The organism is Roseateles sp. P5_E4 (genome assembly GCF_054049255.1).
Window position 1 is genome coordinate 96,737 of the sequence record NZ_JBFUMS010000014.1, and the last position, 22,675, is coordinate 119,411.

Here is a 22,675-nt window from a genome sequence, read left to right on the forward strand (position 1 = left end):
CCAAACGAGTCTGGCAGAAAATGTCGACACCAGCAAATTGCGCCAGAAGGCTCATCATGCAAACCCAACCCATCGGCCCAGCCTCACCCACTTTTGAAACGCGCCCGGCAAGCTCCGTGCGCGACCTGCCCGTCAGCCTGTTCGGTTCGGTCATGGGCCTGTCGGGGCTGGCACTTGCATGGCGGCTGGCGCACATCAGCCTGGGCGTGCCGGCGTGGGTGGGTGAGGCCATAGCGGCCTTTGCCGTGGGCGTGTTCGTGTTGTTGTCGCTGGGCTATCTGGCCAAGCTGGCCTGGCACCGCCAAGCCGTGCACGCGGAGTTCCATCACCCCGTGTCCGGCAACTTCTTCGGCACCGTCGTCATCGCGGTGCTGCTGGTGGCGGCGGTTGTCGAGCCGTACAGCACGCCTGCCGCCAGCGTTATCTGGACGGTCGGAGTGCTGGCAACGCTCGCCCTCGCAGGGGTGTCGACCTCCCGCCTGCTCAAGGGCAGCGTGGACGCGTCTCACGCGCTGCCGGCCTCGCTGATGCCGGGCGTGGCCACGCTGGACATCCCCCTGACCGGCAGCCACATGCCCATGGCCTGGGCGCCGGAGGTCAACCTGATGGCCGGTGCCGTGGGCGCCGTGCTGGCGGTGCTGCTCTACCTGCTGATCTTCAGCCGCCTCGTGCACCGCGACCCGCTGGCGCCCGCCATGACGCCGTCGCTGATGATCCTGATGGCGCCTTTTGCCGTGGGCTTTCTGGCGTACGTCAACCTCGTGGGCGGCGTCGACCGTTTCGCCGCGCTGCTCTTCTACTTCGCGCTGTTCATGTTCGTTGTCATCGTGCCCAAGGTGTTCCGCCGCGGCGCCAGCTTCTCGCTGGGCTGGTGGGTGATCGGCTTCCCGTTGGCCGCGCTGGTCAACGCAGCGTTGAAGTACGCGCAGTTCCGCGACAGCGCGCCGCTCTGGGTCATCGCCATCGTGCTGCTGGGCCTGCTGAGCATGGCGCTCGCGGTCCTCACGGTGCGCACCGTGTGGCTGGCGCTCAGCGGCAGGCTGTTGTCATGACGTGGCCGGCCAGGCCAGCTCCGCACGCAGCCCGCCGAGTGGTGATGCGTCCAGGCTGATGCTGGCGCCCTGCTGCCGCGCCGCCGCCTGCACGATGGCCAAACCCAGCCCGCTGCCTTCAACCGTCGCGCCTTCGCCGCGCTGGAAGCGATCGAAGACGCGCTCGCGCTGGTCGGCCGGGATGCCGGGGCCGTCGTCGTCCACACGCAGCAGCGGTGCGCCACGCGAGCCGCGCAGCGCGCTCACCTGCACCGTTCGGGCGCCGTACTTCACGGCGTTGTCGATGAGGTTGCGCAGGGCGCCGCGCAGGGCCTGGGGGTCGCCGGTCAGCAGCAGCGGGTCGGGGGCGGTCAGGGCCAGCGTCACGTCAGCCTTGTCGGCCAGCGGCTGCACATCGGCCACGGCCTGGCGGGCCAGGTCGGCGAGGTCCAGCGGCAACTCGGCCGCCGCGGCACCGGGCTCGGCGCGGGCCAGGGCCAGCAGCTGCTCGACGAGATGGACCGCGCGGTCGATGCCACCGCGCAGGCGAGCAATCGAAGCGTCCTGCTCTTCGCCCGGTGCCGCATCGCGCAGCAGGCCGAGTTGCAGCTTCAGCGCGGTCAGCGGCGAGCGCAGTTCGTGAGCCGCATCGGCGACAAAGCTGCGCTGGGCGTCGAAGGCGGACGAGAGCCGCCCGAGCAGGTCGTTGAAGGCGTCGACCAGCGGCGCCACTTCACCGGGCAGGCCGGCGGTGGGCAGCGGGTGCAACGCGTTGGCACCGCCGGCCTGGGCCGCGCGGGTGACGCGCGCCAGTGGCGCGAGTGACACGCCGAGCAGCCACCAGACGGCCGCCGCCACCAGCGGCAGGGCCACGGCCAGCGGTACGACACTGCGCAGGGCCGCCAGTGCGGCGAGCTTCTGGCGCACGGCCAGCGGCTGGGCGACCTGCACGACGCGCTGCGGCGTGGCCGCGCTGAACACGCGCCAGTCCTGCCCGGCGAGGTGCAGGTTTGAAAAGCCCAGCACCGCGCGCGCCGGCAGCGCCTCGGTCATGCCCTGCGGCCGGCTGGAATAGATCTCCAGCCCCTGCACGGACCAGATCTGCACGAGGTAGTCCAGGCTGGGGTCGGCCAGCGCCGCGGCCTCGTCGCCGGCGATGCGGCCCTGGTCGCGCAGCGACAGCGCCGTCTGGCGCAACTGGTAATCGAACAACTCGTCGGCCTCGGCGCGCACGCTGACATAGGTGGCGCCGGCTACGGCCAGGGCCGTCACCGCGCCAAGTGCCGCCAACAGCGCGAAGAGGCGGCCGCGCAGCGTGCCCAGCCACTTCATGGCGCGCCACCTTTTTCAGGGCCGGCGTAGTAGCCCAGCCCGCGCACGGTATGGAGCAGGTCGGCGCCGAGCTTCTTGCGCAGCTGGTGCATGTAGACGCTGATGGCGTTGCTCTCCAGCTCCTCGCCCCAGCCGTAGAGGCGGTCCTCGAGCTGGGCGCGCGACACGATGGCGCCGGGCCGCTCCAGCAGCGCCTCCAGCAGCGCGAACTCGCGGGCCGACAGCAGGATGGGTTTGCCGGCGCGCGTGACCTCGCGGGTGGCGGGGTCCAGGCGCAGATCGGCGACCTGCAGGCCCGTGTCGGTGCGGCCGCCATGGCGACGCGTGACGGCGCGCAATCGGGCGAGCAGTTCGTCCAGCTCGAAGGGTTTGACGAGGTAGTCGTCGGCACCGGCGTCCAGGCCGGCCACCTTGTCGGTCAGCGCGTCGCGGGCGGTCAGCACGATGACCGGCGTCGCGTCCTCGCGCGCCCGCATCGAGCGCAGCACGTCGATGCCGCCTCGCTTGGGCAGGCCCAGGTCCAGCAGCACGGCGTCAAAGCGTTCGCCGCTGGACAAGACCGCATCGGCGGCCTGGCCATCTCGCACCCAATCAGCTGCGAAGCCCTGGCGGCGCAAAGCCTCGCGCAGGCTCTCGCCGATCATGAGGTCGTCTTCGACAAGCAGTAGGCGCATGGTTCAGCGGGCCAGCAGCGCGGCGGCCGCCTCGGTGTCGATGACGGTGGCGTAATCGCTTTGCAGATTGGCCAGCGCCATCTGGTGCACCTCCTCGGCCGCATGGCGCACGCCGCGCAGGTCGGTCAGGTCGAAGGCAAAGCAGGCGTCGGCCACCACATGGGTCTGAAAACCCAGGTTGCCGGCGCTGCGTGCGGTGGCCTCGACCGAGTTGTTGGTGCTGACGCCGACGATGACCAGCGAGCGGTGGCCGCGCGCATGCAGCCAGCGCTCCAGGCCACTGTGGGTGAAGGCATCGGGCACGTTCTTCTCGACGACGTGCTCGTCGTCGCGCGGCGCCAGGGCAGGCTGGAACTCCGCGCCGGGCTGGCCCGGCCAGAACGGCGATCCGAGTGTGCGGGAGATGTGGCGAACGTGCACGATGGGTGCGCCGGCGCGGCGCCAGGCGTCCAGCAGGCGGGCGATCTGCACCTCGGCCTGCGGGTTGTTGCGCACGCCGGACTGGGGCCAGGTCATGCCGACCTGCATGTCGATGATGAGAAGAAGCGGCATGGGATAAAAGAAGGCAAGGTGTCAGTGGCAGGTGTCGAAGCCTGCACCCCTCACAGGGACGGCTGCGGCCGTGCGTTTACCAGCGTCGCCACGCTGACGCCGTGCATCGTAGGGCGAACGCAGGAGGCTTCAGCCGGCGGCACTCGCAGAGCGGCTCATACTCCTGCATGAAACTCGTAGTGGCTGTTCATTTCGATGGCGCGCAGGCGAATGCTGCCGCTGCGGCTTTCGACGCCTGGGATGCCGCGGAAGCGACGCAGACTTACATCTCGCGCATCACCCATGTCGAGAAGGCCGTGCGAGGAGAACTCGACCTGCGAGAGCTGCCCTGTGTGATGCAACTGCTGCGCGAGCACAGCCTCGAACCGGAGCTCATCCTGGTTGACGGCTTTGTCCATCTGGATGCTGACGAAACGCCGGGCCTTGGCCAGCACCTGTATCACGCGCTGGGTGGCAAGGTGCCTATCGTGGGTGTTTCGAAGAAGCGCCTGCCGGGCCTGTCGGCGCAGTTCGAGGTCATGCGAGAAGAGGAAACGCAGCCGCTGTTCGTGACGTGCGCGGGCATCGACATTGGCGCAGCCAAGGCGCGACTGCGTGCCATGCACGGCAGGAAGCGCGTGCCCACGCTCATGAAGCTCGCAGCTCGCCTTGCGAAGAGCACGGATTGATTCCGCGCTGCGGGTCACTGACCGGTGTCGGCTTTGGGGTGGGCCGACTGCCGACGCGCGACTATCCTCGGGCGGCGAGCAGCTAACGTCAGCAGCGGGCGAACAATTCGGCTTTGGGTAGGAAGATCAGGATGCGCACAACCTCGAACATGGCCGCCGGTGCGGTCCATCGCCTGGCGATTGACAGCCAGGTGCTCGCTGGCAATCTGCTCGGCGACCCCACGCTGCGCGCCATCGACGTCTACGTTCCGGCGGGGCATGACGGCCGCGGCCTGCCGCTGCTGGTCGATATCGTGGGGTTCACCGCGGGCGGGCCGGCGCACACCAACTGGAAGAATTTTGGCGAGAACCTGCCTGAGCGGCTCGACCGCTTGATTGCGACCGGCGCCATGCCGCCCGTCGTCGTGGCCTTCCCGGACTGCTTCACGCGCCTCGGCGGCAATCAATACGTGAACTCGGCCGCGGTAGGACGCTGGGACGATTTCCTGCGCGCAGAGGCAGTGCCGTTCGTCGAAGCCCGCTTTGGCTGCGGCGGGCCGGGCCGACGAGGCATCTTCGGCAAGTCCAGCGGAGGCTACGGCGCGATGGTCCATGCGTTGCTGCACCCGGACTTCTGGAGCGCGGCGGCCGTGCATTCCGGCGACATGGGCTTCGAGCTCCTCTATCGGCACGAGTTCGTGCCGGTGCTGCGCGCGCTCGCCAAGCAGCCGGACATCGGCGCATGGGTCGACGCCTTCTGGCAAGCCAGGAAGGTCAAGGACAGCGACGTGCACATCCTCATGATGCTGGCTCAGGCGGCGAGCTTCGACCCGGATCCTTCAGTTCCCTATGGCGTTCGCCTGCCGGTGACGCTGGATACCTGCGAGCTGATTCCCGAGCGCTGGGCGAACTGGATGGCCTGGGACCCGTTGAGCCTTGTCGAAGAGCATGGGCGCGGACTGGTCGCGCTCAAGGCCCTGTACATCGACTGCGGCGATGTCGACCAATACAACCTGGTCTATGGCGCCAGGCGAATGCACAAGCGGCTTCTCGCCATGGACGTGCCGCATGTGTATGAGGAATTCAGCGACGACCATACGGCGGTCGACTATCGGATGGACGTCAGCCTGCCGATTCTGGCCAAGGCGCTCGCTCAGCCATGAACAGCGCAAATCAGGGCGAGCGTCGGAAAGCCAGATCGCCGGCCATCGTGCTCGGGACTGTCGCGGCCCTGGTCACCGCGGGTGCTGTGTCGTGGGCCACGCCGGACGGCAACCTCGTTGTGACCCTGGTGCCAGCCCTGGCAGTGGGCCTGGTCGTATTCGGTGTCGCGCTGTGGCGCTTGCGCCGTGTCCACGCAGGTCCTTGAAGCCGACTCTTCTCTCGATTCAAGGTTTGAGACCTGCCCGGCCATTTTCGATTGGGAGACCTACTCGCTCGCCGGCTCAAGGAAGCATCGTCGATAGCTCTTGAAGGGCGGGTCCGCGAACCGCGTATTGGCCTCTATCCCTTCAGGGTCGGCCGCCACGCTTTCACGGTAGCGGCGGTAGGCGTCGTCGTCAGGGAAGGCGAACAGGGCGACGGCTTCGTTAGCGGGGCCGGTGGCACCCAGGCTGGCGAAGCTCATGGCTGACCCAGCCGGCGCCTCGCGTGGCATGAAGAAGCCGTGGTGGACGCCGCCATGGCGGCGGATGAGGCGGACCCAGGTGCGGGCGTAGTCCGCGAACTCGTCCAGTCGATGGGGGTCAAGTTCGTAGCGAACTTCGCAAACGAGCTGGTAGTCGAGCATGGGGCTCAAGTGTCTTTGTGCGCAGCAGGGGTGTTGATGGAAAGAATACCTGCCAAAGGGCATCGACATCTCTGGCTAACCCAACTGCAGCTCAACTCGATCGCCAGACAATTGAACGAGAGGCCGCGCAAAACGCTCGGCTTCCAAACGCCCGCTGAGAGACTCAGCGAATGTGTTGCGTTGACCGGTTGAATCCGCCGCCTATGGCGGGCATTCGACCGGCACGCCAATCCCGGGATTTCGGCGCGGCAGTTCGGCGACGGGCGAGACGTGACGATCTCGAAAGCCGCGCACTTCGTGCGACGGGTCGCCGCTGAAGACTTCATGCGAGTCGATTGAGATAGCGCCTCGCCACGGTTGCCCGGCAAGGAGGGTTTTCCAGCTCGTGTTGCCGCTTCAGACACGCTCCACTGGCAGGCCAAAGTAAGGGCTGAGGCATCCTTGGCCGGGACGCAGTCGGGCCCAATCCAAGGTGCAAGTGCCGCTTGCCAAGAGGAGCCCAACATGATTCCCGATGTCGGCTTGAAGTGGGTGATCAGTGTTGCCACGCTCGCCCTGACCGCGTTCACCGTTCTGTCCGCCGACGCCGCGGACGCTCCCGCAGTCAAGGAGGGCGACTGGGTGGTGCGGGACTTTCGCTTCCATACGGGCGAGGTGCTTTCCGAGCTTCGCATTCACTACACGACCGTCGGCGCGCCGACGGGCGAGCCGGTCCTGGTGCTGCATGGCACCACGCAGTCGGGCACCAGCATGCTGGCTGCCGCCTTTGCCGGTGAGCTGTTCGGTGCGGGTCAGCCGCTGGATGCCAGCCGCTACTTCATCGTGCTGCCCGACGCCATCGGGCACGGCAAATCGAGCAAGCCGTCCGATGGGCTTCGGATGGCTTTCCCCAAGTACAACTACGACGATTTGGTCGAGGCCCAGCATCGGTTGCTGACCGAGCATTTGGGCATACGCCGCCTGCGGCTGGTGCTGGGGTTCTCGATGGGCGGTATGGAGACGTGGCTCCTGGCCCAGAAGTACCCCGACATGATGGACGCCGCAGTCCCCATGGCCTCGTTGCCGGTGGAGATGTCCGGCCGCAACTGGATGCTCAGGCGCCTCATCATCGACTCCATCCGCAACGACCCCGATTGGCTCAACGGCGGCTACACCAAACAACCACGCAGCGCGCAGTTCGCCTCGGTTTTCTATGGCCTGGCTACCAGTGGCGGCAACCAGGCACTCAACAAGATCGCACCGGTGCGGGCCAAGGCGGATGAGCTCGTCAATAGCCGCTTGGCCGCCGCCTACAGTGCCGACGCCAACGACGTGCTCTACCAATGGGAGTCGTCACGTGACTACAACCCGGCCGCCGGGCTTGAGCGCATCACGGCCACGTTGTTGGCCATCAATTCAGCCGATGACGAGCGCAATCCACCCGAACTGGGCGTGATGGAGCGCGACATCAAGCGCGTGAAGAACGGCCGTGCCCTGCTGATACCCGCGTCCGACCAGACTGCGGGCCACGGCACGGTCTTCCAGGCAAAGTTTTGGAAGAAGGAGCTGATGGAGCTGTTGCAGGCGGCCCCACGTGAGGCGAAGTAGGTGCGAGATGGCAGCTCTACATGCACGCTCGTTTCAGGCGTTGGGTTTCGGCGCCGCGCTCAATGCGCCTCCGTTTCCTGCATGTCCCATGTCCCCTTCCAGCTTGAAGCAGCCTATAGCGCCGGACTGGCCTCCCTAAAACGCACTCTTCGTCGTCCCCCCATCCACCCGCAGCGCCGCCCCCGTCGTGGCCGAGGCCAGGGGGCTGGCGACATAGACCACCAGGGACGCCACTTCCTCGGGCGTCCCGAAACGCTTGATCAGCGAGGTCGGCCTGACCTTCTCGAAGAACTCGGTCTCGAACTCGGCAAAGGATTTGCCGTGGGAGACTTGCTCGACGAATTCATTGACGCCGCGCGAGCGCGTCGGGCCGGGCAGCACGCTGTTGACCGTGATGCCGGTGCCGGCAAGGGACTCGGCCAGGCCACGCGAGACGGCGAGCTGGGCCGTCTTGGTCATGCCGTAGTGAATCATCTCCGCCGGGATCTGCACGGCGCTTTCGCTGGAGATGAAGATGATGCGGCCCCAGTTGGCCGCCTTCATCGCCGGCAGCACCAGCCGCGCCAGGCGCACGCCGCTGAGCACGTTGACGTCGAAGAAGCGCTGCCAGTCGGCGTCGGGGATGTCCTCGAAAGGCTTGGCTTCGAAGATGCCCAGGTTGTTGACCAGGATCTCGATGCCGGGGTGCGCGCGCACCAACGCCTCGGCCACGTCAGGCTGGCTGAGGTCGCCCGCAAAGCCGAACACCTCCTGGCCGGTGGTGGCCTTGATCGACGTGACGGCGGCGTCGACCGCGGGCTGCATGCGGCCATTGACGATGACGCGTGCGCCCTCGGCGGCGAGCGACTGCGCGATGGCGAAGCCGATGCCGGCCGTGCTGCCGGAGACGAGGGCGAGGCGGTTCTTCAGTTGCAGGTCCATGGCAAACCTTCCAAAAAAAGGATGAAGCTAGCCGATGCGGAACGACCCGATCCGCATTGGGGCTGTTCCGCACCGGGCCGGTGCGACAGGCCGTCCGGCCGGCCCAGTTTTGTGCGCATGACTTGCATACAAGCCAGATGAGCGCTGGCATGGAAGCTGCAAAGCCCCCGCCATGGGCATCTCGGCCACCGACATCAGCCAGCGCATCATCGAAGCGGTGCTTGCGCAGAAGCTCGCGCCTGGCGCGCGGCTGGGTGAGCAACAACTGGCGATGCTGTTCGACTGCAGCCGCACCATCGTGCGCGAGGCGCTCACGCGGCTGGCGGCGCGCGGCATCGTCACCGTCAGCGCGCGGCGCGGCTGGTATCTGATCGCGCCGACGCCGGACGAGGTGCGCGAGGCCTTCGAGGCGCGCCGCGTCATCGAACTAGGCCTGATCCGCGGCCAACCGCAACTGCCCGCCGACGCGATCGCGCGGCTCAACCACCATCTGCAGCAGGAACAGGCGGCGCTGCGCGGCGACGACGTCGGCACGCGCAGCTTCCTGCTCGGTGATTTCCATGTCTGCCTGGCCGAGTGCCTGGGCAACAGCCTGCTGGCCGACACGCTGCGCGACGTCACGGCGCGCACGACGCTGATCGCGATGCGCTACCAGTCCTCCCACGACGCGGCGCTGTCCTGCCAGGACCACGTCGCCATCGTCGAAGCCCTGGCCGCTGGCGACAGCACCCGCGCCGAGGCGCTGATGGCCGAGCACCTGTCCAGCGTGCAGGCCGCGCTGCGCCTGCCCGCCGACGACGACCCGTTGCAGCAGCTGCGCGAAGCCCTCGCGCCGCTGCCTTCCACGACTTCCTCCACCGCCGAACCCGCCTACCTAGGAGCCCTGCTATGACCTTGACGCTTTCCCGCCGCCTGACGCTGATCGCCGGCCTGAGCCTGTTGGCCGCCGCTGCCCAGGCCCAGACCGCGCTGGACACCATCACGAAGAGCAAGGCGATCAAGATCGCCATCCCGACGGACTACCCGCCCTACGGCTTCGTCGGCCCCGACATGGCGCCGCAGGGCCTGGACGTCGCGGTGGCCCAGCTCATCGCGGCCAAGCTGGGCGTCAAGGTGGAGCTGGTGCCGGTGACCAGCGCCAACCGCATTGCCTACCTGCAGACCAAGAAGGCCGACCTGGTCATCTCGACGCTGGGCAAGAACCCCGAGCGCGAGAAGGTCATCAACTTCAGTGCCGCCTACGCGCCCTTCTACCAGGCCGTGTTCGCGGCCAAGAGCCTGCCCATCAAGACGTGGGCCGACCTGGGCGGGAAAAGCGTGGCCGTCACGCGCGGTGCGATGGAGGACCAGGAGCTGGCCAAGGTGGCACCCGCCACGCTGGAATACAAGCGCTTCGAGGACAACAACGCCACCATCGCCGCCTTTGCCGCCGGCCAGACCCAGCTGCTGGCCACCAGCGCCGCCGTGGCCGGCAATCTGATGCAGCGCAACCCGGGGCTGAACACCGAATACAAGCTGCTGCTCAAGGACAGCCCCTGCTTCGTCGGTGTGGCCAAGGGCGAGGATGCGCTGCTGGCCAAGGTCAACGACATCATCGTGGCGGCCAAGGCGGCCGGTGAGCTGGAGGCGCTGTCCAAGAAGTGGCTGGGCCGCGGTACCGGCGAACTGCCGCTCTGACGCGAAGCGAGCGAAGCCATGATCAGCTTCGATTTCCTCGCGGTGCTGGCCGAATGGCCACTGCTGCTCAAGGGCCTGGCATGGACGCTGGGGCTCACCCTCATCGCGACGCCGCTGGGCCTGCTCATCGCCACGCTGGGCGCCTGGTCGCGCGCCAGCGGCCCGGTGTGGCTGCGCCGCCTGCTCGGTGCCTACGTCGAGCTGCTGCGCAACACGCCCTTCATCGTGCAGCTCTTCTTCATCTTCTTCGGCCTGCCCGCCGCGGGCGTGAAACTGTCGCCCGAGGCCGCCTCGCTGATCGCGATGACGCTCAACCTGGGCGCCTACGGCACCGAGATCCTGCGTGCCGGTATCCAGGCCACGCCGCGTGGGCAGTGGGAGGCGGCGCAGAGCCTGGCGCTCAGCCCCGTGCAGGTGTTCACGCGCGTCGTGCTGCCGCCGGCGTTGCAGCGCGTGTGGCCGGCGCTGACGAGCCAGATCATCATCGTCATGCTGGGCTCGGCCGTCTGCGGGCAGATCTCCACCGAGGAGCTGAGCTATGCGGCCAACCTCATCCAGAGCCGCAACTTCCGCGCCTTCGAGGCTTTCATCATCGCGACGCTGGCCTATCTGGCCCTGGCCATCGCAGCGCGCAAGCTGCTGAGCTGGGCCGGCCCGCGCTTCATCTTCGGAAGGCGGTCGGCATGATCGAGTTCACCCTCTGGGACATCGTGCGCAACCTCCTGCTGGCGCTGCGCTGGACGGTGGCCCTGTCGGCCATCGCCTTCATCGGCGGTGGCGTGGTGGGCGGCCTGCTGCTGACGCTGCGCATCGGCATGGGCGCCCGCACCCGGCGCGCCATCGCGCTCTACGTGCAGCTTTTCCAGGGCACGCCGCTGCTGATGCAGCTTTTCCTCGCCTACTTCGGCCTGGCCCTGCTGGGCCTGGAGGTGTCGGCCTGGACGGCCGCGGCACTGGCGCTGACGCTCTACACCAGCGCCTACCTCGTCGAGATCTGGCGCGGCTGCGTGGACGCCGTGCCGCGCGGCCAGTGGGAGGCGGCGCGCAGCCTGGCGCTGAGCTTCGGCGAGCAGCTGCGCCACGTCATCCTGCCGCAGGCCGGTCGCCTGGCCATCGCGCCGACGGTGGGCTTCCTGGTGCAGGTCATCAAGGGCACGGCGCTGGCGTCGGTCATCGGCTTCATCGAGCTGACCAAGGCCGGCAGCATGATCGCCAACGCCAGCTTCAAGCCCTTCCTCGTCTTCGGCTGCGTGGCGCTGCTGTACTTCGCGCTGTGCTTCCCCGTCAGCCTCTTGGCACAACATCTGGAAGGCAAAGCCCATGGCCGCCCAACTTGAAGACCTGCAGGCCGCGCCCGTCGTGCCTGGCGCGCCCATCGTGCGCATCACGGCACTGCGCAAGTCCTATGGCGCCAACGAGGTGCTCAAGGGCATCGACCTAGACGTCCTGCGCGGTGAGGTCATCGCCATCATCGGCAAGAGCGGCTCCGGCAAGAGCACGCTGCTGCGCTGCATCAACGGGCTGGAGCAGTTCCAGGACGGCTCGCTGACCGTCAATGGCAAGCCGCTGCTCTACGAGAGCGCGATGGCCATGCGCGCGCTGCGCCAGCAGGTGGGCATGATCTTCCAGGGCTTCAACCTGTTCCCGCACCTGAGCGTGGGCCGCAACGTGATGCTGGCGCCGACGCTGGTGAAGAAGCGCAGCGCGCACGAGGCGGCCGAGCAGGCGTCGAAGCTGCTCAGCCGTGTCGGCCTGGCCGAAAAGTTCGACGCCATGCCCGACCAGCTCTCCGGCGGCCAGCAGCAGCGCGTGGCCATCGCCCGCGCGCTGGCGATGGAGCCGGCGGTTTTGCTGTGCGACGAGATCACCTCGGCGCTGGACCCGGAGCTGGTGGGCGAGGTGCTGCGCGTCGTCGAGACCCTGGCCGACGAAGGCATGACGCTGCTGATGGTCACGCACGAGATGAGCTTCGCCCGCAAGGTGGCGGACCGCGTCATCTTCATGCACCAGGGCCGCGTGCACGAGATCGGCCCGCCGGCCGCGCTCTTCGGGGCGCCGCAGACGCCGGAGCTCAAGCAGTTTCTGTCCTCATTGCACGACTAGGGCATCGAGCAGCGCGGCGGCGCCGGGCGTGAGTTCGCCGAAGCACAGCAGTAACTGGCGCACGGCCCAGGCATCACTCAGCCGGCGGACACGGACACGTGGACCAGCCAGCCGTGCCGCGGTCAGCGCCGGCACGACAGCCACACCGACGCCATCGGCGACGAGGCGCAGCATGGCGTCGAAGCCCTGCACCTGCACGCGGTGGTGCAGGCCACGGCCATGCTGCAGCGCGCGGGCCTGCAGGAAGCGGCTCAGGCCCGCCTCTGCCGGCAGCCCGACGAAAGGTTGGGCCAGCAACTCGGTGAAGGCGATGGCCCGTGCCCGGCCCTTCACCCATGCGGCGGGCAGCACGGCGACGAGCTCGTCCCGGCGAAAGGGGCGCGTCGCCAATCCTTCGGTATTGACGTAGTCGGCCACGATGCCGAGGTCCGCGCGCTCCTGGCGCATGGCGAACAGCACGTCTTGGCTGTCCAGTTCCCGCAGCTCCACGTCGATGTCCGCGTGGGCCGCGAGAAAGGGGCCGAGCAGCGGCGGCAGATGCTCGCTGATCGCCGCGGTATTGCACAGCAGCCGCACTGTGCTGCGCACGCCGTGGGCATGCGCGGCCATGCCGGCGTGCAAGGCCTCCATCTCGCGCTGCAGCCGACCCGCATGGCGCAGCAGCGTGCGGCCGGCGTCGGTCAGCGTGACGCCGGTCTTGGCGCGCTGCATCAGCACGGCGCCCACGACCCGCTCCAGCGCCTGCAGCCGTGTGCTCGCGGCCGCCAGGGACAGGTGCACGGCCCGTGCACCGGCCGTGATGGTGCGGCCTTCAGCCACGGCAGCGAACAGGCGCAGGTCGAAGGGGTCGATGCGGTAGTGGGGGTTGCGTGCGGTCATGGCTCATCCTTCGGCAATGCCTGAGGATAGGCGCGGCATTGCGCGATGGACGCAGGCCACCGCCGCCCGGACCATGCCGGCATGGATGACATCGACTGGCTTTCCGCCGGCCTGCTGGGCTGGGTGGCATTGACTTTTCTGCTCGCCGGCCTCGTCAAGGGCGTGTCGGGCATGGGCCTGCCCACGCTGGCGATGGCATTGCTGAGCCTGCACCTGCCGGCGGCACCGGCCGCCGCGCTGATGCTGCTGCCGGCGCTGTTGACCAATGTCGCCCAGTGCATGGGCTCGCACGCGGCCGGGCTGTGGCGGCGGCTCTGGCCGCTGTGGACCGGCTTGGTGCTGGGCACGTTGCTCGCCCCGGTGCCCAGCCTCGGCACGGGCCATGGCGGCGCGCGGCTGGCGCTGGGCGCCGTGCTGGTGGCCTATGGCGTGTTTGGCCTGTGCCGGCCGCGGCTGCCGGATCCGGGACGACATGCCGGCTGGCTGGGCGCGCTGGCCGGTTTGCTCGGCGGTGCGGTCAGCGCGGCCACCGGCGTCTTCGTGCTGCCCATGGTGCCTTTTCTGCAATCCCTGCAGTTGCGACGGGGCGCCTTGATCCAGGCTCTGGGCATCAGTTTCATGCTGGCCTCCCTCGCCCTGGCTGCACGGCTGGGCGGCCTGGATGCGGCAGCGCCGCCCGACCCCTGGGCCAGCGGCGTGGCGTTGGGCGCGGCGTTTGCCGGCATGGCGCTCGGCGCGCGCCTGCGCGAGCGCCTGCCGACCCTGATGTTCCAGAGGGCGCTGTACGCCATCTTCCTGCTGCTGGGCTTGCTGATGTTGCGGCGCTAGGAACGGCGATTGCCGCGGGACGGGCCGTCAACGCTGACGCATGAAAGGACCCCCATGAGCAAATCCCCTGGGCATCGGGACCATCCCGAACACACGGTTGCCGAAACCCGTCTCGCCCACCGGGTCACGGCACGCATCGACGGCCAGGTCGTCGCCGAATCGGATGACGTCATCCGTGTCGACGAGACCGGCGCGCCGCCGCGCTTGTACTTCCCGCGCGACAGCGTCAAGGTCGACAAGCTGGAACGAAGCGAAACCCAGACCCACTGCCCCTTCAAGGGCGATGCCGCCTACTACAGCGTCACCCAGAACGGTCGCAGCCTCAAGGACGCGATCTGGTCCTACGAGGCGCCCTATGACGAGCACGCCGCACTGAAGGGCCGCATGGCCTTCTATGACGAGAAGCATGCCGGCATCACCTTCAGAGAAGCTGGCTAAGCTTCGGTGCCATGAGCACATCAAACCCCACGCCGCCGGCCGCAGCCCTCATCGACGAACGCATCGAGAGACTGGGCGGCTGGCGCAGCGAGATGCTGGCCGCGCTGCGGGCGCTGATCCACGAGGCCGACCCCGACATCGTCGAGGAGTGGAAATGGAGCAATCCGGTCTGGTCGCATGACGGCATCGTCTGCACCGGCGAGGCCTACAAGAGCGCCGTGAAGATGACCTTTCCCAAGGGCGCTTCGCTGGCCGACCCGAAAGGTCTCTTCAACTCCAGCCTGGAAGGCAATGTGCGTCGCGCCATCGACTTCAAGGAAGGCGACAAGATCGACAAGGCGGCGCTGAAAGCCTTGATCAAGGCGGCTGTGAAAGCCAACCAGACGAAGGTCTAAGCCTTCATCGCGCTTTTGTAGATCGACTGGCGCGGCTGGGCCATCAACCGTCGCAGCATCGGCTCGAAGAACGCCAGCGGCAGCGCCTGGGCGTGCGGGTCGAAAGCCGGGTTGTCGTAGCGCTCGACGAACTCGGCCGTGCGCCCGAAATGCGGGTGGCCGCGGAACTGCTCGCGCATGTCGCGATCCAGGCCGATGTGGTGGAAGAAGTTGTGGCCCTGGAAGATGCCGTGCTGCTGCACCATCCACAGGTTCTCTTCCGTCACGAAGGGCTTGAGGATGGCGGCGGCGATGTCGGGGTGGTTGAACGAGCCCAGCGTGTCGCCGATGTCGTGCAGCAGCGCGCAGCAAACGTACTCCTCGTCGCGCCCGTCGCGATGGGCCAGCGTGGCGGTCTGCAGGCAGTGCGTCAGCCGGTCGACCGGGAAGCCGCCGAAGTCGCCGTCCAGCAGGCGCAGATGCTCGAGCACGCGGTCAGGCAGGCTGCGGGCCATCTTCATCGCCTCGGGCACGATGAGACCCCAGTCTTCGCGGCTGCTTTCGTCCATGCGGGTGAAGGTGGCGCGTGCGGTCATGACGGCTCCAAGCGGTGCGGCGATTCTGCGCGGCCGGCGCGGTGAGGGGCTGTCACCTGCGGCACTGTGCGGCAACCGCTATCCCGCCGCCACGATCACATGGGCCTGGATCTTGCCCGCCACCACGCCTTCGCCGTGGCGGCTGGAGATCGCCTCGGTGGCACGGTCGATGGCGAGCTGGAGCAGGCCGGCGTCGCGTGCCTCGATCTCGTTGCGCAGCGGTGTTCCCTGGCAATAGGCCGTGGCGGCGGCGCGAGCCGAGGATGCGTGACTCAGCTTCGCGCGCGTCTCGATCGTGATCTCGGTGAAGCCCGCGCGACTCAGGTCCGCGCGGATCAGCGCAACGTCGTGATAGCCGTGCGGTGTGCGGGCGAGAAAGCGCGGCGGGTCGTGCGCAAACACCGTGGCGACGGCGTGAGTGACCTCGTCGGCAAAGGCGTTCTCCTCGATGCGGTCCCAGACGGTGAAGACAAAGCGCCCGCCGGGGCTGAGCACGCGCCGTGCCTCCGCGTAGCCGGCGGCGCGATCAGGAAAGAACATCGCACCGAACTGGCAGCAGACGACGTCGAAGGCGCCGTCGTCGAAGGGCAGGGCCAGTGCATCCGCCTGCCGCCATTCGATGCGGCTGTCGGCGCCTTGCTGGCTGGCGGCGTAGTCGAGCATGGGCTGGTTCAGGTCGGTCACCACGTAGCGCGCGGCGGCGCCGAGTCTCGGCGCCAGCGCGCGGGTGACCGCACCGCTGCCGGCGGCCGTTTCGAGCACGGTGCGCGGCGAGCCGGCCGCGACCAGCGCCGCCGTGTCGGCGGCATAGCCGTCGAAGATCAGCGGGACCATCAAGGTGTCGTAGAGCCTCGGGATCGAGCCCGCGAACAGCTTGTCGCTCGTCTTGTCGCTGTCAGCCATGAGGTTCCCTTCGATGTTGCCGTCAAAGCGCCGCCGGCGTGGTGTCGCCAAAGCGCGTGGCGGGAAGTGCCAGACTGATGACGGCGCCCCCACCGGCGCGGTTGGCCGCCCAGACGCGGCCATCGTGAGCCTCGGCGATGCGCCGGCAGATCGCCAGGCCCAGGCCCGTGCCGCCGGCGGCGTTCTTGGTGGCGCTGGACTGCACGAAGGCCTCGAAGATGCTCTCCAGCTCGTCCGGCGGAATGCCGGGGCCGCGGTCGGCGACGTCGACGCGCACTTCGTCGGCCGCATCGTCCTGCCAGGCGGTCACCTCGATGTGGCCGCCCACGGGCGAGAAGCGGATGGCATTGGCGAGCAGGTTGCGCAGCAGTTGCTGCAGGCGTCGCGGGTCGGCCAGCACGACGAGGTCCTCGTCGCCCAGGGCCATGGCCAGGCTGAGCTGACGTGCGGCCAGCAGGGGCTCGAGTTCGCGGCCGACCTCGACGGCCAGTGGCCTCAGGTCCAGGCGCTCGGGATGCAGCGGTTCTGCGCCGCGCTCGATCTTGCTGAGGTCGAGCAGGTCGTTGACGAGGCTGAGCATGCGCTGGCCGGCGTGGTGCACGTCGCCGAAGAGCTCGGCCAGGCGGGGCTCGGCACGCGCGCGCCGCGCGCCGATCTCGGAGAAGCCGAGGATGGACTGCAGCGGTGTGCGCAGCTCGTGGCTGACGTTGGCGATGAAGTCGGACTTGGCCCGCGAAGCGTGCAGGGCGGCGTCGCGGGCGGCGCGCGTGGCGCGCTCGGCCTCGCGGAATTCGCTGATGTCCATGAAGCAGACGACGATGCCCATGGGTCGGCCGTGGGCGTCGGGAAAGGTGGACTTGCTGATGTAGAGGTCGCGCCGGCGGCCATCGCCGCCTTGCCAGACGGCCTCGTAGTTCATTTCGCCGCCGCGCGCCAGCAGCTCGGCGTCGCGGCTGTCGTGCAGGGCGGCCTCCTCGGGGCGCAGATAGCTGGCGGCCTTGCGGCCCAGCACCTCGCTGCGGCGCCGGCCGGTGAACTGCTCCCAGGCGCGGTTGACGTCGAGGTAGCGGTTGTCGCTGTCCAGCACCGACGTGGGCAGCGGGCTGCTGGACAGCAGCGAGCGCGCCAGGCCGAGCTGGGCGCGCAGTTCGGCCTGGGCGCGCATCAGGCCGCTGACGTCGGCCGCGCTGCCCACCCATTCGAGGACACCGGCCTGGCGGCGCAGCGGCACCAGGTGGATCTCGAAGCTGCGCGCCTTGCCGTCGGCCGCGATCCAGTCGGCGCGCAGTTCGTGCGGCCGGGCTTCGTGAACGTCGCCGGCCGCGAACAGTGTGGCCACGGCCGGCGAGCCGCCGAACAGCTCCTGCAGCGGCCGGCCCAGCACCTGGGCGACGGGATGGCCGCTGAGGCGGGCATAGCCTTCGTTGATGAAGGTCACCTGGCCGGCTGCGTTGGTGCGGAACAGCAGGTCCTGCACGCTGCCGAAGATGGCGCTGAGCTCGCGCTCACGCTCGGCGACCTGCCGCTGGGCCTCGTCGAGATCCAGCATGGAGCGCTCGCGCGCGTGCAGGGCCGCCGCGCCCACGGCCGACAGCACGAGCAACGCTGCGGCGATGCCGATGGCGGGCAGGCCGAGGTCCCATGCGGTGGACAGCCACTGGGTGCGCAACTCGTCCTGGGGTAGTTCAACGACGACGACGAGGGGGCGGGTGCGCAGCGCGCGAAAGGCACCGAGCTGGTCGGCATCGCGCAGGCCCGGGCCGTCCCAGCGGCCGTATTCGCTGCCGGTGCGCACGCGCGCCAGCGGGCCGGTGGGCAGTTGCAGCGAGGCCAGACGTTCACCTGCCAGGTGGTCGGCACCGGCGGTCACGGCGAGCAGCCGACCGTCCAGGTCGACGAGTGCCGCCGCGGCGCGAGCGTCGTTCAGCGTCAGTTCCTGGAAGTTGGCCAGTGCGTCGGGGTTGAGCAGGGCGGCGAGCAGGGCCGGCCGCCCGCCGGGGGGCCTGATGCCGCGCAGCAGCGGGATGAAGCCCACCCCCGGCGGCACGACGGTGGCCGTGCTGCCTGGTGCGACTCCGGCGAGGCTGGCCAGGCTGCGCGCGGCGACGAAGCCGCCGAGCGAGTCCTGGCCCAGGGCCGGCAGCGGGCCAAGCCTGGCCGTGGCGATCTGCGCACCGCGGTCGGCGGGGTCGGCGGCGGCCAGCACGTGGCCGGCCTCGTCGAGCAGGGCGACGCCGCGCAGGAAACCCAGGCTGGCCTGGGTCTGGCCGAGCAGGGCCTGCAGCACCTCGGGTGGGGCACCGCGCTCGGCCACGTCGGCCAGGCCGGCCAGGGCCAGCTGGGCGGCGTCCAGACTGCGGCTGGCGTGGTCCTCGAGCACGCGCGCGAGCAGCGCCTGGCGGGCGGCGGCCTCGGTCGTCTGCTCGCGCTTCTCGCGCCAGATGCTGTAGCCCGCGCCGGCGAGCAGCGTGGCCGCGAGCAGGACGCCGGCGCTGGCTGTGATGATGCTTGGGCGCCAGCGACTCCGGTGGGGCATGTCAGAGCTCCCCTGCGGGCCGAGCGCCTGGCCTGCCATGGGCCAGAGGCCCATGTCCTTCCGTAGGCACAAGCAGTCCGCAGGGACTGCTTGTGTCCGACTCCAGTTCCCAAGCCGGCCCGCGCAGGCGAAGTGCTTGGCGGTCGATCCGCCAAGCATCGCCGCCCCCTCGGGGGGCAGGCCAAGGTACGCCTTGGACCGGGGGCCTCATTTCTCGCGCACGATGGCGCTCAAGCCGTGGCGCTTGGCGGCGGCCTGCAGCCGGCCGTCGCGCTGGATACGCCCGACGAATTCATCCACAGCCGTCAGCCAGGCGGCGTCGCCGGGCTTGACGGCATAGGCATAGGGCAGCACGAAGAAGGGCGTGGGCGGCGCGACGAGGCGGGCCCAGTCGGCGTTGTCCAGCAGGCGGCGGCTGTAGGGGTAATCGGTCATGAAGGCATCCACGCGGCCGGCCTCGAGTTCGCGCTCGCGGGTGTCGGGTGGCCGCACGACGACGAGGTTAGCCTGTTTGAGGGCACCCGCCATGACGGGTTCCATGAAGGTGCCGGCCTGCACGGCGATGCGCACGCCGGGGCGGTCCAGGTCTTGCCAGCTCTTCACGACGCGGCTGCTGCGCGTCGTCACGGCGTAGATGTCGCTTTCCAGATAGGGCCGGCTGAAGCGCAGTGCTTGAGCGCGTTGTGGCGTCATGCCGACGGCGAACATCGCAACGTCGCAGCGGTCGCGCAGCAGGTCGTCGATGAGGGTCGCGAAAGAGGAGTCGACATAGACGGGCTTGACCTTGAGGTCGGCGGCGAAGGCGGCCGACAGGTCGATGTCGATGCCCGACAGCTGGCCGGTGCGCGGGTTGCGCAGCGAGATGCCGTAGTAGTCGGGCCAGATGCACACCCGCAACTCGCCGCTGTCCTGCACGCGCTGCGAAGGGGTTGTGTTGTTGGGGGCCGCTGAAACCGGTGCGGCGGCGACGGTGGCCAAAAAGCCGAGAAGGCCGAGCAGCGCGGCAGCCAGCCGCGTCATGCCCTCTCTCCGGCGCGCGTCGCGTTGACGCGGTCGCGCAGCGCGATCAGTTCGGGGGCATGGGCCAGAAAGGCGGCGACGATGGCCGGGTCGAAGGCGCTGCCGGCCTGCTCGGCCAGCATCGCCAGCGCGCGGTCGTCGGCGCGGGCCGGGCGGTAGCTGCGGGGCAGGGTCAGTGCGTCGAAATAGTCCACGACGGCAACGATACGCCCAGACAGCGGAATGGTCTCGCCACTGAGGCCTTCGGGATAACCGCTGCCGTCCCAGCGCTCGCGGTGGTACAGGGCGATTTCGGCCGCCAGGGCGAAAAGGGGCAGGCTTGAGCCGCTGAGCAGGGCCGCGCCACGGTGCGGCAGGGTGCGCCGGCGGTGGTGCTCTTCCTCGGCCGTCAGCGGCCAGGGCGGTACGGCGCTGGCAGGGCTGGCGTCGAGCTCGCCGATGTCGTGCAGGGGTGCGGCCAGGCGCAGTTGGCGGGCGCTGTCGGCGTCCATGCCCACATGCAGGGCCAGGGCTTGCGCCAGATGCCCGAGCCGCACGCGATGGGCGCTGCGGTCAAGGTCATGGCCCTCGTCGAGGGCAGGATGGGGCAGCGCCAGCGGGGGTGTGGATGGGGCGAAGGCGGCGGTAAACAACATGGCTAGCTCCGTATCGGTGCCGCATTCTCCGATGCGATCATTTTTATCAAATATTCCAGCTCGGCGATTGCCGGCAAATTCGGCAAAATATCGCAAGTGAACCGTACCCCCTCCACGCCCGACACCTGTTCGACCACCGAAGCCGCCCAACAGCTGGGCATGGCTGTGCGCTCCGTGCAGCTGATGGTCGACCGTGGCGAATTGCAGGCCTGGAAAACGCCAGGCGGCCACCGCCGCATCCTGCGCAGTTCGCTGGAGGCCTGGCTCGCCGCCCGCGCCGGCCGTGCGACGACAGCGCTGCCAGGCACTGGCGCCCGAGCGAACGGGCGCCCCTTGACCTTGCTGCTCATCGAGGATTCGGTGCACTTCCAGAACCTCATCAGCCTGGTCGTCAAGCGCGAGCTGCCCGAGGCCGAGCTGCACGTCGCCTCCGACGGCATCGCCGGCCTGGCCATGGCCGGCCGCCTGGAACCGGACGTGCTGCTCATCGACATCCTGCTGCCGGGCATCGACGGCGCGGCGCTGATCACCAGCCTGCGCTCTCACCCACAGTTCGCGCGCAGCCGCCTCATCGTTGTGACCGCGCTGGACGAGGCGCAGCGTGCGCCGTATGCCTTTGCGCTGGAGGGCGTGCCGCTGGTGCACAAGACGGCCCTGGTCACCGAGCTGCCACCGCTGCTGGCCGAGGCCGCAGCGGCCCAGCCGACCTGAGCGCGCGCATACCTATGCCCGCGCGCTTGCTGCTGATCGAGGATGACGTCTCGATTGCCCGCTTCGTCGAATTGGCTCTCGAGGAGCTGCCGGACCATGACCCGGCGGCGCCGGCGGTCGAGCTGAGCGTCGTACGCCGCCTGGCCGATGCCCGCGACGCGCTGGCTGGCGGCGGCTGGCAGCTCGTCGTCAGCGACCTGATGCTGCCCGACGGCTCCGCCGAAACCCTGCTCGCAGAGGGCCTGGCCCAGGCTGCCGGTGCGCCACCGTGGGTGATTTTCAGCGCTGGCGTTCACCCCGACCATCATGCGGCGCTGGCCGCCCGCGGCGTCGTGCGCACGTTGCGCAAACCCGTGCCGCTGACCGAGTTGCTGGACACGGTCAGCGAGCTGCTGCGGGGGCGCGCCCTGGCCACCGCACCGGTCGCGGCCTTGGCCACGGGCGTTGACCCGGTGCTGCAGCATTTCGGCGGCGATCGGGCCCTGTACGAGAGTTTTCGCGCCGGCTGCCTGGACCGCTTTGCGGATGATCTCGCGCAGGGCAATGCGGCCGTCGCCAGCGGCGATGCACCCGCACTGCGCCGCGTCGCTCATGGCCTGAAGGCCGTGCTGGAGCTGCTGGGCCATCCCGCCCTGGCCGCCCAGGCCCGCGCGCTGGAGATGGCGGCGGCGGACGGGGCGCCAGGCAGGCCCTTGCCCGACGGCTGGCTGCCGCTGTCGCGGGCGCTGGCCGAACTGCGTCGTCGCGCCTAGGCGATTTTCGCCGCGGCCGCCTTGCAATATTTGGCAAATCCAGCGCGACGCCACCCGTTCAGGGGCGGGTGCATTGATCATTCGTATTAATAGATTTGATAATCAGCGCAAAATCCCGAGTCATGTTCCTATGCCTGTCCCCTGCCGATGCCGTGTTGCCCGATCCAGGCGCTTGCAGCCTGCCATCTGCTTTTGAAGGGGCGGGCATGACGACAAGCCAGGTTCTCTACGTCGAGGACGATCCCGTCAACGTGATGCTGATGCAAGGCATCCTGGAGCTGCGCCCCGGCTGTAGCCTGCTGGTGGCGCGCAGCGGCGCGGATGCCCGACGCCTGGTGGCGCAGGATCGCGTCGATTTGCTGTTGTGCGATCTGCGCCTGCCCGATATTGGTGGCGACGAATTGCTGACCCAGCTGCGCGCTGCCGGCCTGCCCGACGGTGTGCCGGCCCTGCTGGTGACGGCCGAGTCCGAGTTCGTCGCTTCCCAGCTGGCGCGCCGCCATGGCTTTGACGGCTACTGGAACAAGCCTCTTGACCTAGCCGCCACGCTGCGCAGCCTTGAGCATTGGCTTCGCGGCCAATGAATTTGCGGGCCGAGCGCCGGATCGTCCCCTAGCCGGCCAGCCTCGGGCGAGAGGGGCTCCTCGCTACAAATCTTTGCGCATCGGCCATACGAGCTTGCGTGAATCG

The 22,675-nt window shown here is 68.8% G+C and carries 27 protein-coding genes and 1 pseudogene; 17 read left to right on the forward strand and 11 right to left on the reverse strand.

All coding sequences use genetic code 11. The features are described 5' to 3' along the window. Positions 1-56: 56 nt before the first annotated feature. The gene (locus tag ACXJLH_RS24260; protein ID WP_457350499.1) at positions 57-1,052 is read left to right on the forward strand and encodes an SLAC1 anion channel family protein; all 996 of its coding nucleotides are present in this window, start codon (positions 57-59) and stop codon (positions 1,050-1,052) included. Here ACXJLH_RS24260 and ACXJLH_RS24265 read toward each other — a convergent pair. From ACXJLH_RS24265 to ACXJLH_RS24275, 3 genes are read right to left on the reverse strand one after another with little or no spacing between them, the layout of a single operon-like run. After that, complete coding sequence (locus ACXJLH_RS24265; RefSeq protein ID WP_457350497.1) at positions 1,047-2,363, reverse strand: ATP-binding protein; 1,317 nt, start codon at positions 2,361-2,363, stop codon at positions 1,047-1,049. The two genes, ACXJLH_RS24260 and ACXJLH_RS24265, sit on opposite strands and share 6 nt — an antisense overlap. Beyond that, complete coding sequence (locus ACXJLH_RS24270) at positions 2,360-3,037, reverse strand: response regulator (RefSeq protein WP_056205437.1); 678 nt, start codon at positions 3,035-3,037, stop codon at positions 2,360-2,362. The genes ACXJLH_RS24265 and ACXJLH_RS24270 overlap by 4 nt, the downstream gene beginning before the upstream one ends. Before the next feature lie 3 nt (positions 3,038-3,040). Beyond that, complete coding sequence (locus tag ACXJLH_RS24275) at positions 3,041-3,589, reverse strand: cysteine hydrolase family protein (RefSeq protein ID WP_457393816.1); 549 nt, start codon at positions 3,587-3,589, stop codon at positions 3,041-3,043. A 167-nt stretch (positions 3,590-3,756) separates the two neighbouring features. Between ACXJLH_RS24275 and ACXJLH_RS24280 the strand changes: the two genes are divergently transcribed. From ACXJLH_RS24280 to ACXJLH_RS24290, 3 genes are all read left to right on the forward strand, one after another. Further along, positions 3,757-4,257, forward strand: a complete 501-nt coding sequence (locus tag ACXJLH_RS24280; protein ID WP_457393813.1) for an endonuclease V — start codon at positions 3,757-3,759, stop codon at positions 4,255-4,257. A gap of 131 nt (positions 4,258-4,388) precedes the next feature. After that, on the forward strand, positions 4,389-5,399 hold the full coding sequence (locus ACXJLH_RS24285) for an alpha/beta hydrolase (protein WP_457446815.1): 1,011 nt from the start codon (positions 4,389-4,391) through the stop codon (positions 5,397-5,399). Then, a complete protein-coding gene (locus ACXJLH_RS24290; protein WP_457446817.1) occupies positions 5,396-5,605 on the forward strand; it encodes a hypothetical protein in 210 nt (69 codons plus the stop codon). The genes ACXJLH_RS24285 and ACXJLH_RS24290 overlap by 4 nt, the downstream gene beginning before the upstream one ends. Before the next feature lie 60 nt (positions 5,606-5,665). Here ACXJLH_RS24290 and ACXJLH_RS24295 read toward each other — a convergent pair whose 3' ends face one another. Continuing rightward, a complete protein-coding gene (locus ACXJLH_RS24295) occupies positions 5,666-6,025 on the reverse strand; it encodes an NIPSNAP family protein (RefSeq protein ID WP_457446819.1) in 360 nt (119 codons plus the stop codon). Between the two features lie 40 nt (positions 6,026-6,065). Here ACXJLH_RS24295 and ACXJLH_RS24300 point away from each other — a divergent pair. Together ACXJLH_RS24300 and ACXJLH_RS24305 are read left to right on the forward strand one after the other, a co-directional pair. Then, positions 6,066-6,217 (forward strand): annotated as a pseudogene (locus tag ACXJLH_RS24300) (IS30 family transposase); the annotation flags it as partial. Positions 6,218-6,529: 312 nt separating this feature from the next. Next, positions 6,530-7,612, forward strand: a complete 1,083-nt coding sequence (locus ACXJLH_RS24305; protein ID WP_056205429.1) for an alpha/beta fold hydrolase — start codon at positions 6,530-6,532, stop codon at positions 7,610-7,612. A 135-nt stretch (positions 7,613-7,747) separates the two neighbouring features. Here the strand turns inward: ACXJLH_RS24305 and ACXJLH_RS24310 are convergent, their stop codons facing one another. Beyond that, positions 7,748-8,533 (reverse strand): SDR family NAD(P)-dependent oxidoreductase, encoded by a 786-nt coding sequence (locus ACXJLH_RS24310; protein ID WP_457446821.1) that lies wholly within the window; start codon positions 8,531-8,533, stop codon positions 7,748-7,750. Positions 8,534-8,705: 172 nt separating this feature from the next. On the opposite strand from ACXJLH_RS24310, the gene ACXJLH_RS24315 reads away from it, so the two are divergent. The 5 genes from ACXJLH_RS24315 to ACXJLH_RS24335 are packed head-to-tail and all read left to right on the forward strand — an operon-like array spanning position 8,706 to position 12,313. Further along, the gene (locus tag ACXJLH_RS24315; RefSeq protein WP_457446823.1) at positions 8,706-9,425 is read left to right on the forward strand and encodes a GntR family transcriptional regulator; all 720 of its coding nucleotides are present in this window, start codon (positions 8,706-8,708) and stop codon (positions 9,423-9,425) included. Continuing rightward, on the forward strand, positions 9,422-10,210 hold the full coding sequence (locus tag ACXJLH_RS24320; protein WP_457446825.1) for a transporter substrate-binding domain-containing protein: 789 nt from the start codon (positions 9,422-9,424) through the stop codon (positions 10,208-10,210). The genes ACXJLH_RS24315 and ACXJLH_RS24320 overlap by 4 nt, the downstream gene beginning before the upstream one ends. 18 nt (positions 10,211-10,228) lie before the next feature. Next, the gene (locus ACXJLH_RS24325) at positions 10,229-10,897 is read left to right on the forward strand and encodes an amino acid ABC transporter permease (RefSeq protein ID WP_056205422.1); all 669 of its coding nucleotides are present in this window, start codon (positions 10,229-10,231) and stop codon (positions 10,895-10,897) included. Next, positions 10,894-11,547, forward strand: a complete 654-nt coding sequence (locus ACXJLH_RS24330; protein WP_457320376.1) for an amino acid ABC transporter permease — start codon at positions 10,894-10,896, stop codon at positions 11,545-11,547. The genes ACXJLH_RS24325 and ACXJLH_RS24330 overlap by 4 nt, the downstream gene beginning before the upstream one ends. Continuing rightward, entirely contained in the window at positions 11,531-12,313 is a 783-nt protein-coding gene (locus tag ACXJLH_RS24335) for an amino acid ABC transporter ATP-binding protein (RefSeq protein WP_056205419.1), read from the forward strand. The genes ACXJLH_RS24330 and ACXJLH_RS24335 overlap by 17 nt, the downstream gene beginning before the upstream one ends. On the opposite strand, the gene ACXJLH_RS24340 is transcribed toward ACXJLH_RS24335, so the two are convergent. Beyond that, positions 12,299-13,192 carry a LysR family transcriptional regulator gene (locus ACXJLH_RS24340; protein ID WP_457350481.1) on the reverse strand — a complete coding sequence of 298 codons (894 nt, stop codon included), beginning with the start codon at positions 13,190-13,192 and terminating at the stop codon, positions 12,299-12,301. The genes ACXJLH_RS24335 and ACXJLH_RS24340 overlap by 15 nt on opposite strands. Before the next feature lie 45 nt (positions 13,193-13,237). Between ACXJLH_RS24340 and ACXJLH_RS24345 the strand changes: the two genes are divergently transcribed. The 3 genes from ACXJLH_RS24345 to ACXJLH_RS24355 are packed head-to-tail and all read left to right on the forward strand — an operon-like array spanning position 13,238 to position 14,853. Next, positions 13,238-14,020: a sulfite exporter TauE/SafE family protein gene (locus ACXJLH_RS24345; RefSeq protein WP_457446827.1), complete on the forward strand. Its 783-nt coding sequence runs from the start codon at positions 13,238-13,240 to the stop codon at positions 14,018-14,020. A gap of 54 nt (positions 14,021-14,074) precedes the next feature. Next, positions 14,075-14,458: a DUF427 domain-containing protein gene (locus ACXJLH_RS24350; RefSeq protein WP_457446829.1), complete on the forward strand. Its 384-nt coding sequence runs from the start codon at positions 14,075-14,077 to the stop codon at positions 14,456-14,458. 11 nt (positions 14,459-14,469) lie between these two features. Further along, positions 14,470-14,853: a DUF1801 domain-containing protein gene (locus ACXJLH_RS24355; RefSeq protein ID WP_457446831.1), complete on the forward strand. Its 384-nt coding sequence runs from the start codon at positions 14,470-14,472 to the stop codon at positions 14,851-14,853. Here the strand turns inward: ACXJLH_RS24355 and ACXJLH_RS24360 are convergent. The 5 genes from ACXJLH_RS24360 to ACXJLH_RS24380 all read right to left on the reverse strand — a co-directional run bounded on the left by ACXJLH_RS24360 (position 14,850) and on the right by ACXJLH_RS24380 (position 20,522). Beyond that, the gene (locus ACXJLH_RS24360; protein ID WP_457446833.1) at positions 14,850-15,428 is read right to left on the reverse strand and encodes an HD domain-containing protein; all 579 of its coding nucleotides are present in this window, start codon (positions 15,426-15,428) and stop codon (positions 14,850-14,852) included. The genes ACXJLH_RS24355 and ACXJLH_RS24360 overlap by 4 nt on opposite strands. A 78-nt stretch (positions 15,429-15,506) precedes the next feature. After that, entirely contained in the window at positions 15,507-16,331 is an 825-nt protein-coding gene (locus tag ACXJLH_RS24365; RefSeq protein WP_457446835.1) for a class I SAM-dependent methyltransferase, read from the reverse strand. 22 nt (positions 16,332-16,353) lie between these two features. After that, the gene (locus tag ACXJLH_RS24370) at positions 16,354-18,867 is read right to left on the reverse strand and encodes an ATP-binding protein (RefSeq protein WP_457446837.1); all 2,514 of its coding nucleotides are present in this window, start codon (positions 18,865-18,867) and stop codon (positions 16,354-16,356) included. A 207-nt stretch (positions 18,868-19,074) separates the two neighbouring features. Continuing rightward, positions 19,075-19,887 carry an ABC transporter substrate-binding protein gene (locus ACXJLH_RS24375; protein WP_457320363.1) on the reverse strand — a complete coding sequence of 271 codons (813 nt, stop codon included), beginning with the start codon at positions 19,885-19,887 and terminating at the stop codon, positions 19,075-19,077. Further along, on the reverse strand, positions 19,884-20,522 hold the full coding sequence (locus ACXJLH_RS24380; RefSeq protein WP_457446839.1) for an HD-GYP domain-containing protein: 639 nt from the start codon (positions 20,520-20,522) through the stop codon (positions 19,884-19,886). The genes ACXJLH_RS24375 and ACXJLH_RS24380 overlap by 4 nt, the downstream gene beginning before the upstream one ends. A 159-nt stretch (positions 20,523-20,681) precedes the next feature. Between ACXJLH_RS24380 and ACXJLH_RS24385 the strand changes: the two genes are divergently transcribed. The 3 genes from ACXJLH_RS24385 (at position 20,682) to ACXJLH_RS24395 (ending at position 22,569) form a co-directional block, all read left to right on the forward strand. Then, positions 20,682-21,233 carry a response regulator gene (locus ACXJLH_RS24385; RefSeq protein WP_457446900.1) on the forward strand — a complete coding sequence of 184 codons (552 nt, stop codon included), beginning with the start codon at positions 20,682-20,684 and terminating at the stop codon, positions 21,231-21,233. A gap of 14 nt (positions 21,234-21,247) precedes the next feature. Next, positions 21,248-21,985, forward strand: coding sequence for an Hpt domain-containing protein (locus ACXJLH_RS24390; protein ID WP_056205403.1), 738 nt, complete (start codon positions 21,248-21,250; stop codon positions 21,983-21,985). Positions 21,986-22,191: 206 nt separating this feature from the next. Continuing rightward, positions 22,192-22,569, forward strand: a complete 378-nt coding sequence (locus tag ACXJLH_RS24395) for a response regulator (RefSeq protein ID WP_056205400.1) — start codon at positions 22,192-22,194, stop codon at positions 22,567-22,569. The last annotated feature ends 106 nt before the right edge of the window (positions 22,570-22,675 follow it).

Excerpts from the sequence above, each read along its gene's own strand:
- ACXJLH_RS24260 (WP_457350499.1), top strand. The coding sequence starts at position 57 with ATGCAAACCCAACCCATCGGCCCAGCCTCACCCACTTTTGAAACGCGC.
- ACXJLH_RS24265 (WP_457350497.1), bottom strand. The coding sequence starts at position 2,363 with ATGAAGTGGCTGGGCACGCTGCGCGGCCGCCTCTTCGCGCTGTTGGCG.
- ACXJLH_RS24270 (WP_056205437.1), bottom strand. The coding sequence starts at position 3,037 with ATGCGCCTACTGCTTGTCGAAGACGACCTCATGATCGGCGAGAGCCTG.
- ACXJLH_RS24275 (WP_457393816.1), bottom strand. The coding sequence starts at position 3,589 with ATGCCGCTTCTTCTCATCATCGACATGCAGGTCGGCATGACCTGGCCC.
- ACXJLH_RS24280 (WP_457393813.1), top strand. The coding sequence starts at position 3,757 with ATGAAACTCGTAGTGGCTGTTCATTTCGATGGCGCGCAGGCGAATGCT.
- ACXJLH_RS24285 (WP_457446815.1), top strand. The coding sequence starts at position 4,389 with ATGCGCACAACCTCGAACATGGCCGCCGGTGCGGTCCATCGCCTGGCG.
- ACXJLH_RS24290 (WP_457446817.1), top strand. The coding sequence starts at position 5,396 with ATGAACAGCGCAAATCAGGGCGAGCGTCGGAAAGCCAGATCGCCGGCC.
- ACXJLH_RS24295 (WP_457446819.1), bottom strand. The coding sequence starts at position 6,025 with ATGCTCGACTACCAGCTCGTTTGCGAAGTTCGCTACGAACTTGACCCC.
- ACXJLH_RS24305 (WP_056205429.1), top strand. The coding sequence starts at position 6,530 with ATGATTCCCGATGTCGGCTTGAAGTGGGTGATCAGTGTTGCCACGCTC.
- ACXJLH_RS24310 (WP_457446821.1), bottom strand. The coding sequence starts at position 8,533 with ATGGACCTGCAACTGAAGAACCGCCTCGCCCTCGTCTCCGGCAGCACG.
- ACXJLH_RS24315 (WP_457446823.1), top strand. The coding sequence starts at position 8,706 with ATGGGCATCTCGGCCACCGACATCAGCCAGCGCATCATCGAAGCGGTG.
- ACXJLH_RS24320 (WP_457446825.1), top strand. The coding sequence starts at position 9,422 with ATGACCTTGACGCTTTCCCGCCGCCTGACGCTGATCGCCGGCCTGAGC.
- ACXJLH_RS24325 (WP_056205422.1), top strand. The coding sequence starts at position 10,229 with ATGATCAGCTTCGATTTCCTCGCGGTGCTGGCCGAATGGCCACTGCTG.
- ACXJLH_RS24330 (WP_457320376.1), top strand. The coding sequence starts at position 10,894 with ATGATCGAGTTCACCCTCTGGGACATCGTGCGCAACCTCCTGCTGGCG.
- ACXJLH_RS24335 (WP_056205419.1), top strand. The coding sequence starts at position 11,531 with ATGGCCGCCCAACTTGAAGACCTGCAGGCCGCGCCCGTCGTGCCTGGC.
- ACXJLH_RS24340 (WP_457350481.1), bottom strand. The coding sequence starts at position 13,192 with ATGACCGCACGCAACCCCCACTACCGCATCGACCCCTTCGACCTGCGC.
- ACXJLH_RS24345 (WP_457446827.1), top strand. The coding sequence starts at position 13,238 with ATGGACGCAGGCCACCGCCGCCCGGACCATGCCGGCATGGATGACATC.
- ACXJLH_RS24350 (WP_457446829.1), top strand. The coding sequence starts at position 14,075 with ATGAGCAAATCCCCTGGGCATCGGGACCATCCCGAACACACGGTTGCC.
- ACXJLH_RS24355 (WP_457446831.1), top strand. The coding sequence starts at position 14,470 with ATGAGCACATCAAACCCCACGCCGCCGGCCGCAGCCCTCATCGACGAA.
- ACXJLH_RS24360 (WP_457446833.1), bottom strand. The coding sequence starts at position 15,428 with ATGACCGCACGCGCCACCTTCACCCGCATGGACGAAAGCAGCCGCGAA.
- ACXJLH_RS24365 (WP_457446835.1), bottom strand. The coding sequence starts at position 16,331 with ATGGCTGACAGCGACAAGACGAGCGACAAGCTGTTCGCGGGCTCGATC.
- ACXJLH_RS24370 (WP_457446837.1), bottom strand. The coding sequence starts at position 18,867 with ATGCCCCACCGGAGTCGCTGGCGCCCAAGCATCATCACAGCCAGCGCC.
- ACXJLH_RS24375 (WP_457320363.1), bottom strand. The coding sequence starts at position 19,887 with ATGACGCGGCTGGCTGCCGCGCTGCTCGGCCTTCTCGGCTTTTTGGCC.
- ACXJLH_RS24380 (WP_457446839.1), bottom strand. The coding sequence starts at position 20,522 with ATGTTGTTTACCGCCGCCTTCGCCCCATCCACACCCCCGCTGGCGCTG.
- ACXJLH_RS24385 (WP_457446900.1), top strand. The coding sequence starts at position 20,682 with ATGGCTGTGCGCTCCGTGCAGCTGATGGTCGACCGTGGCGAATTGCAG.
- ACXJLH_RS24390 (WP_056205403.1), top strand. The coding sequence starts at position 21,248 with ATGCCCGCGCGCTTGCTGCTGATCGAGGATGACGTCTCGATTGCCCGC.
- ACXJLH_RS24395 (WP_056205400.1), top strand. The coding sequence starts at position 22,192 with ATGACGACAAGCCAGGTTCTCTACGTCGAGGACGATCCCGTCAACGTG.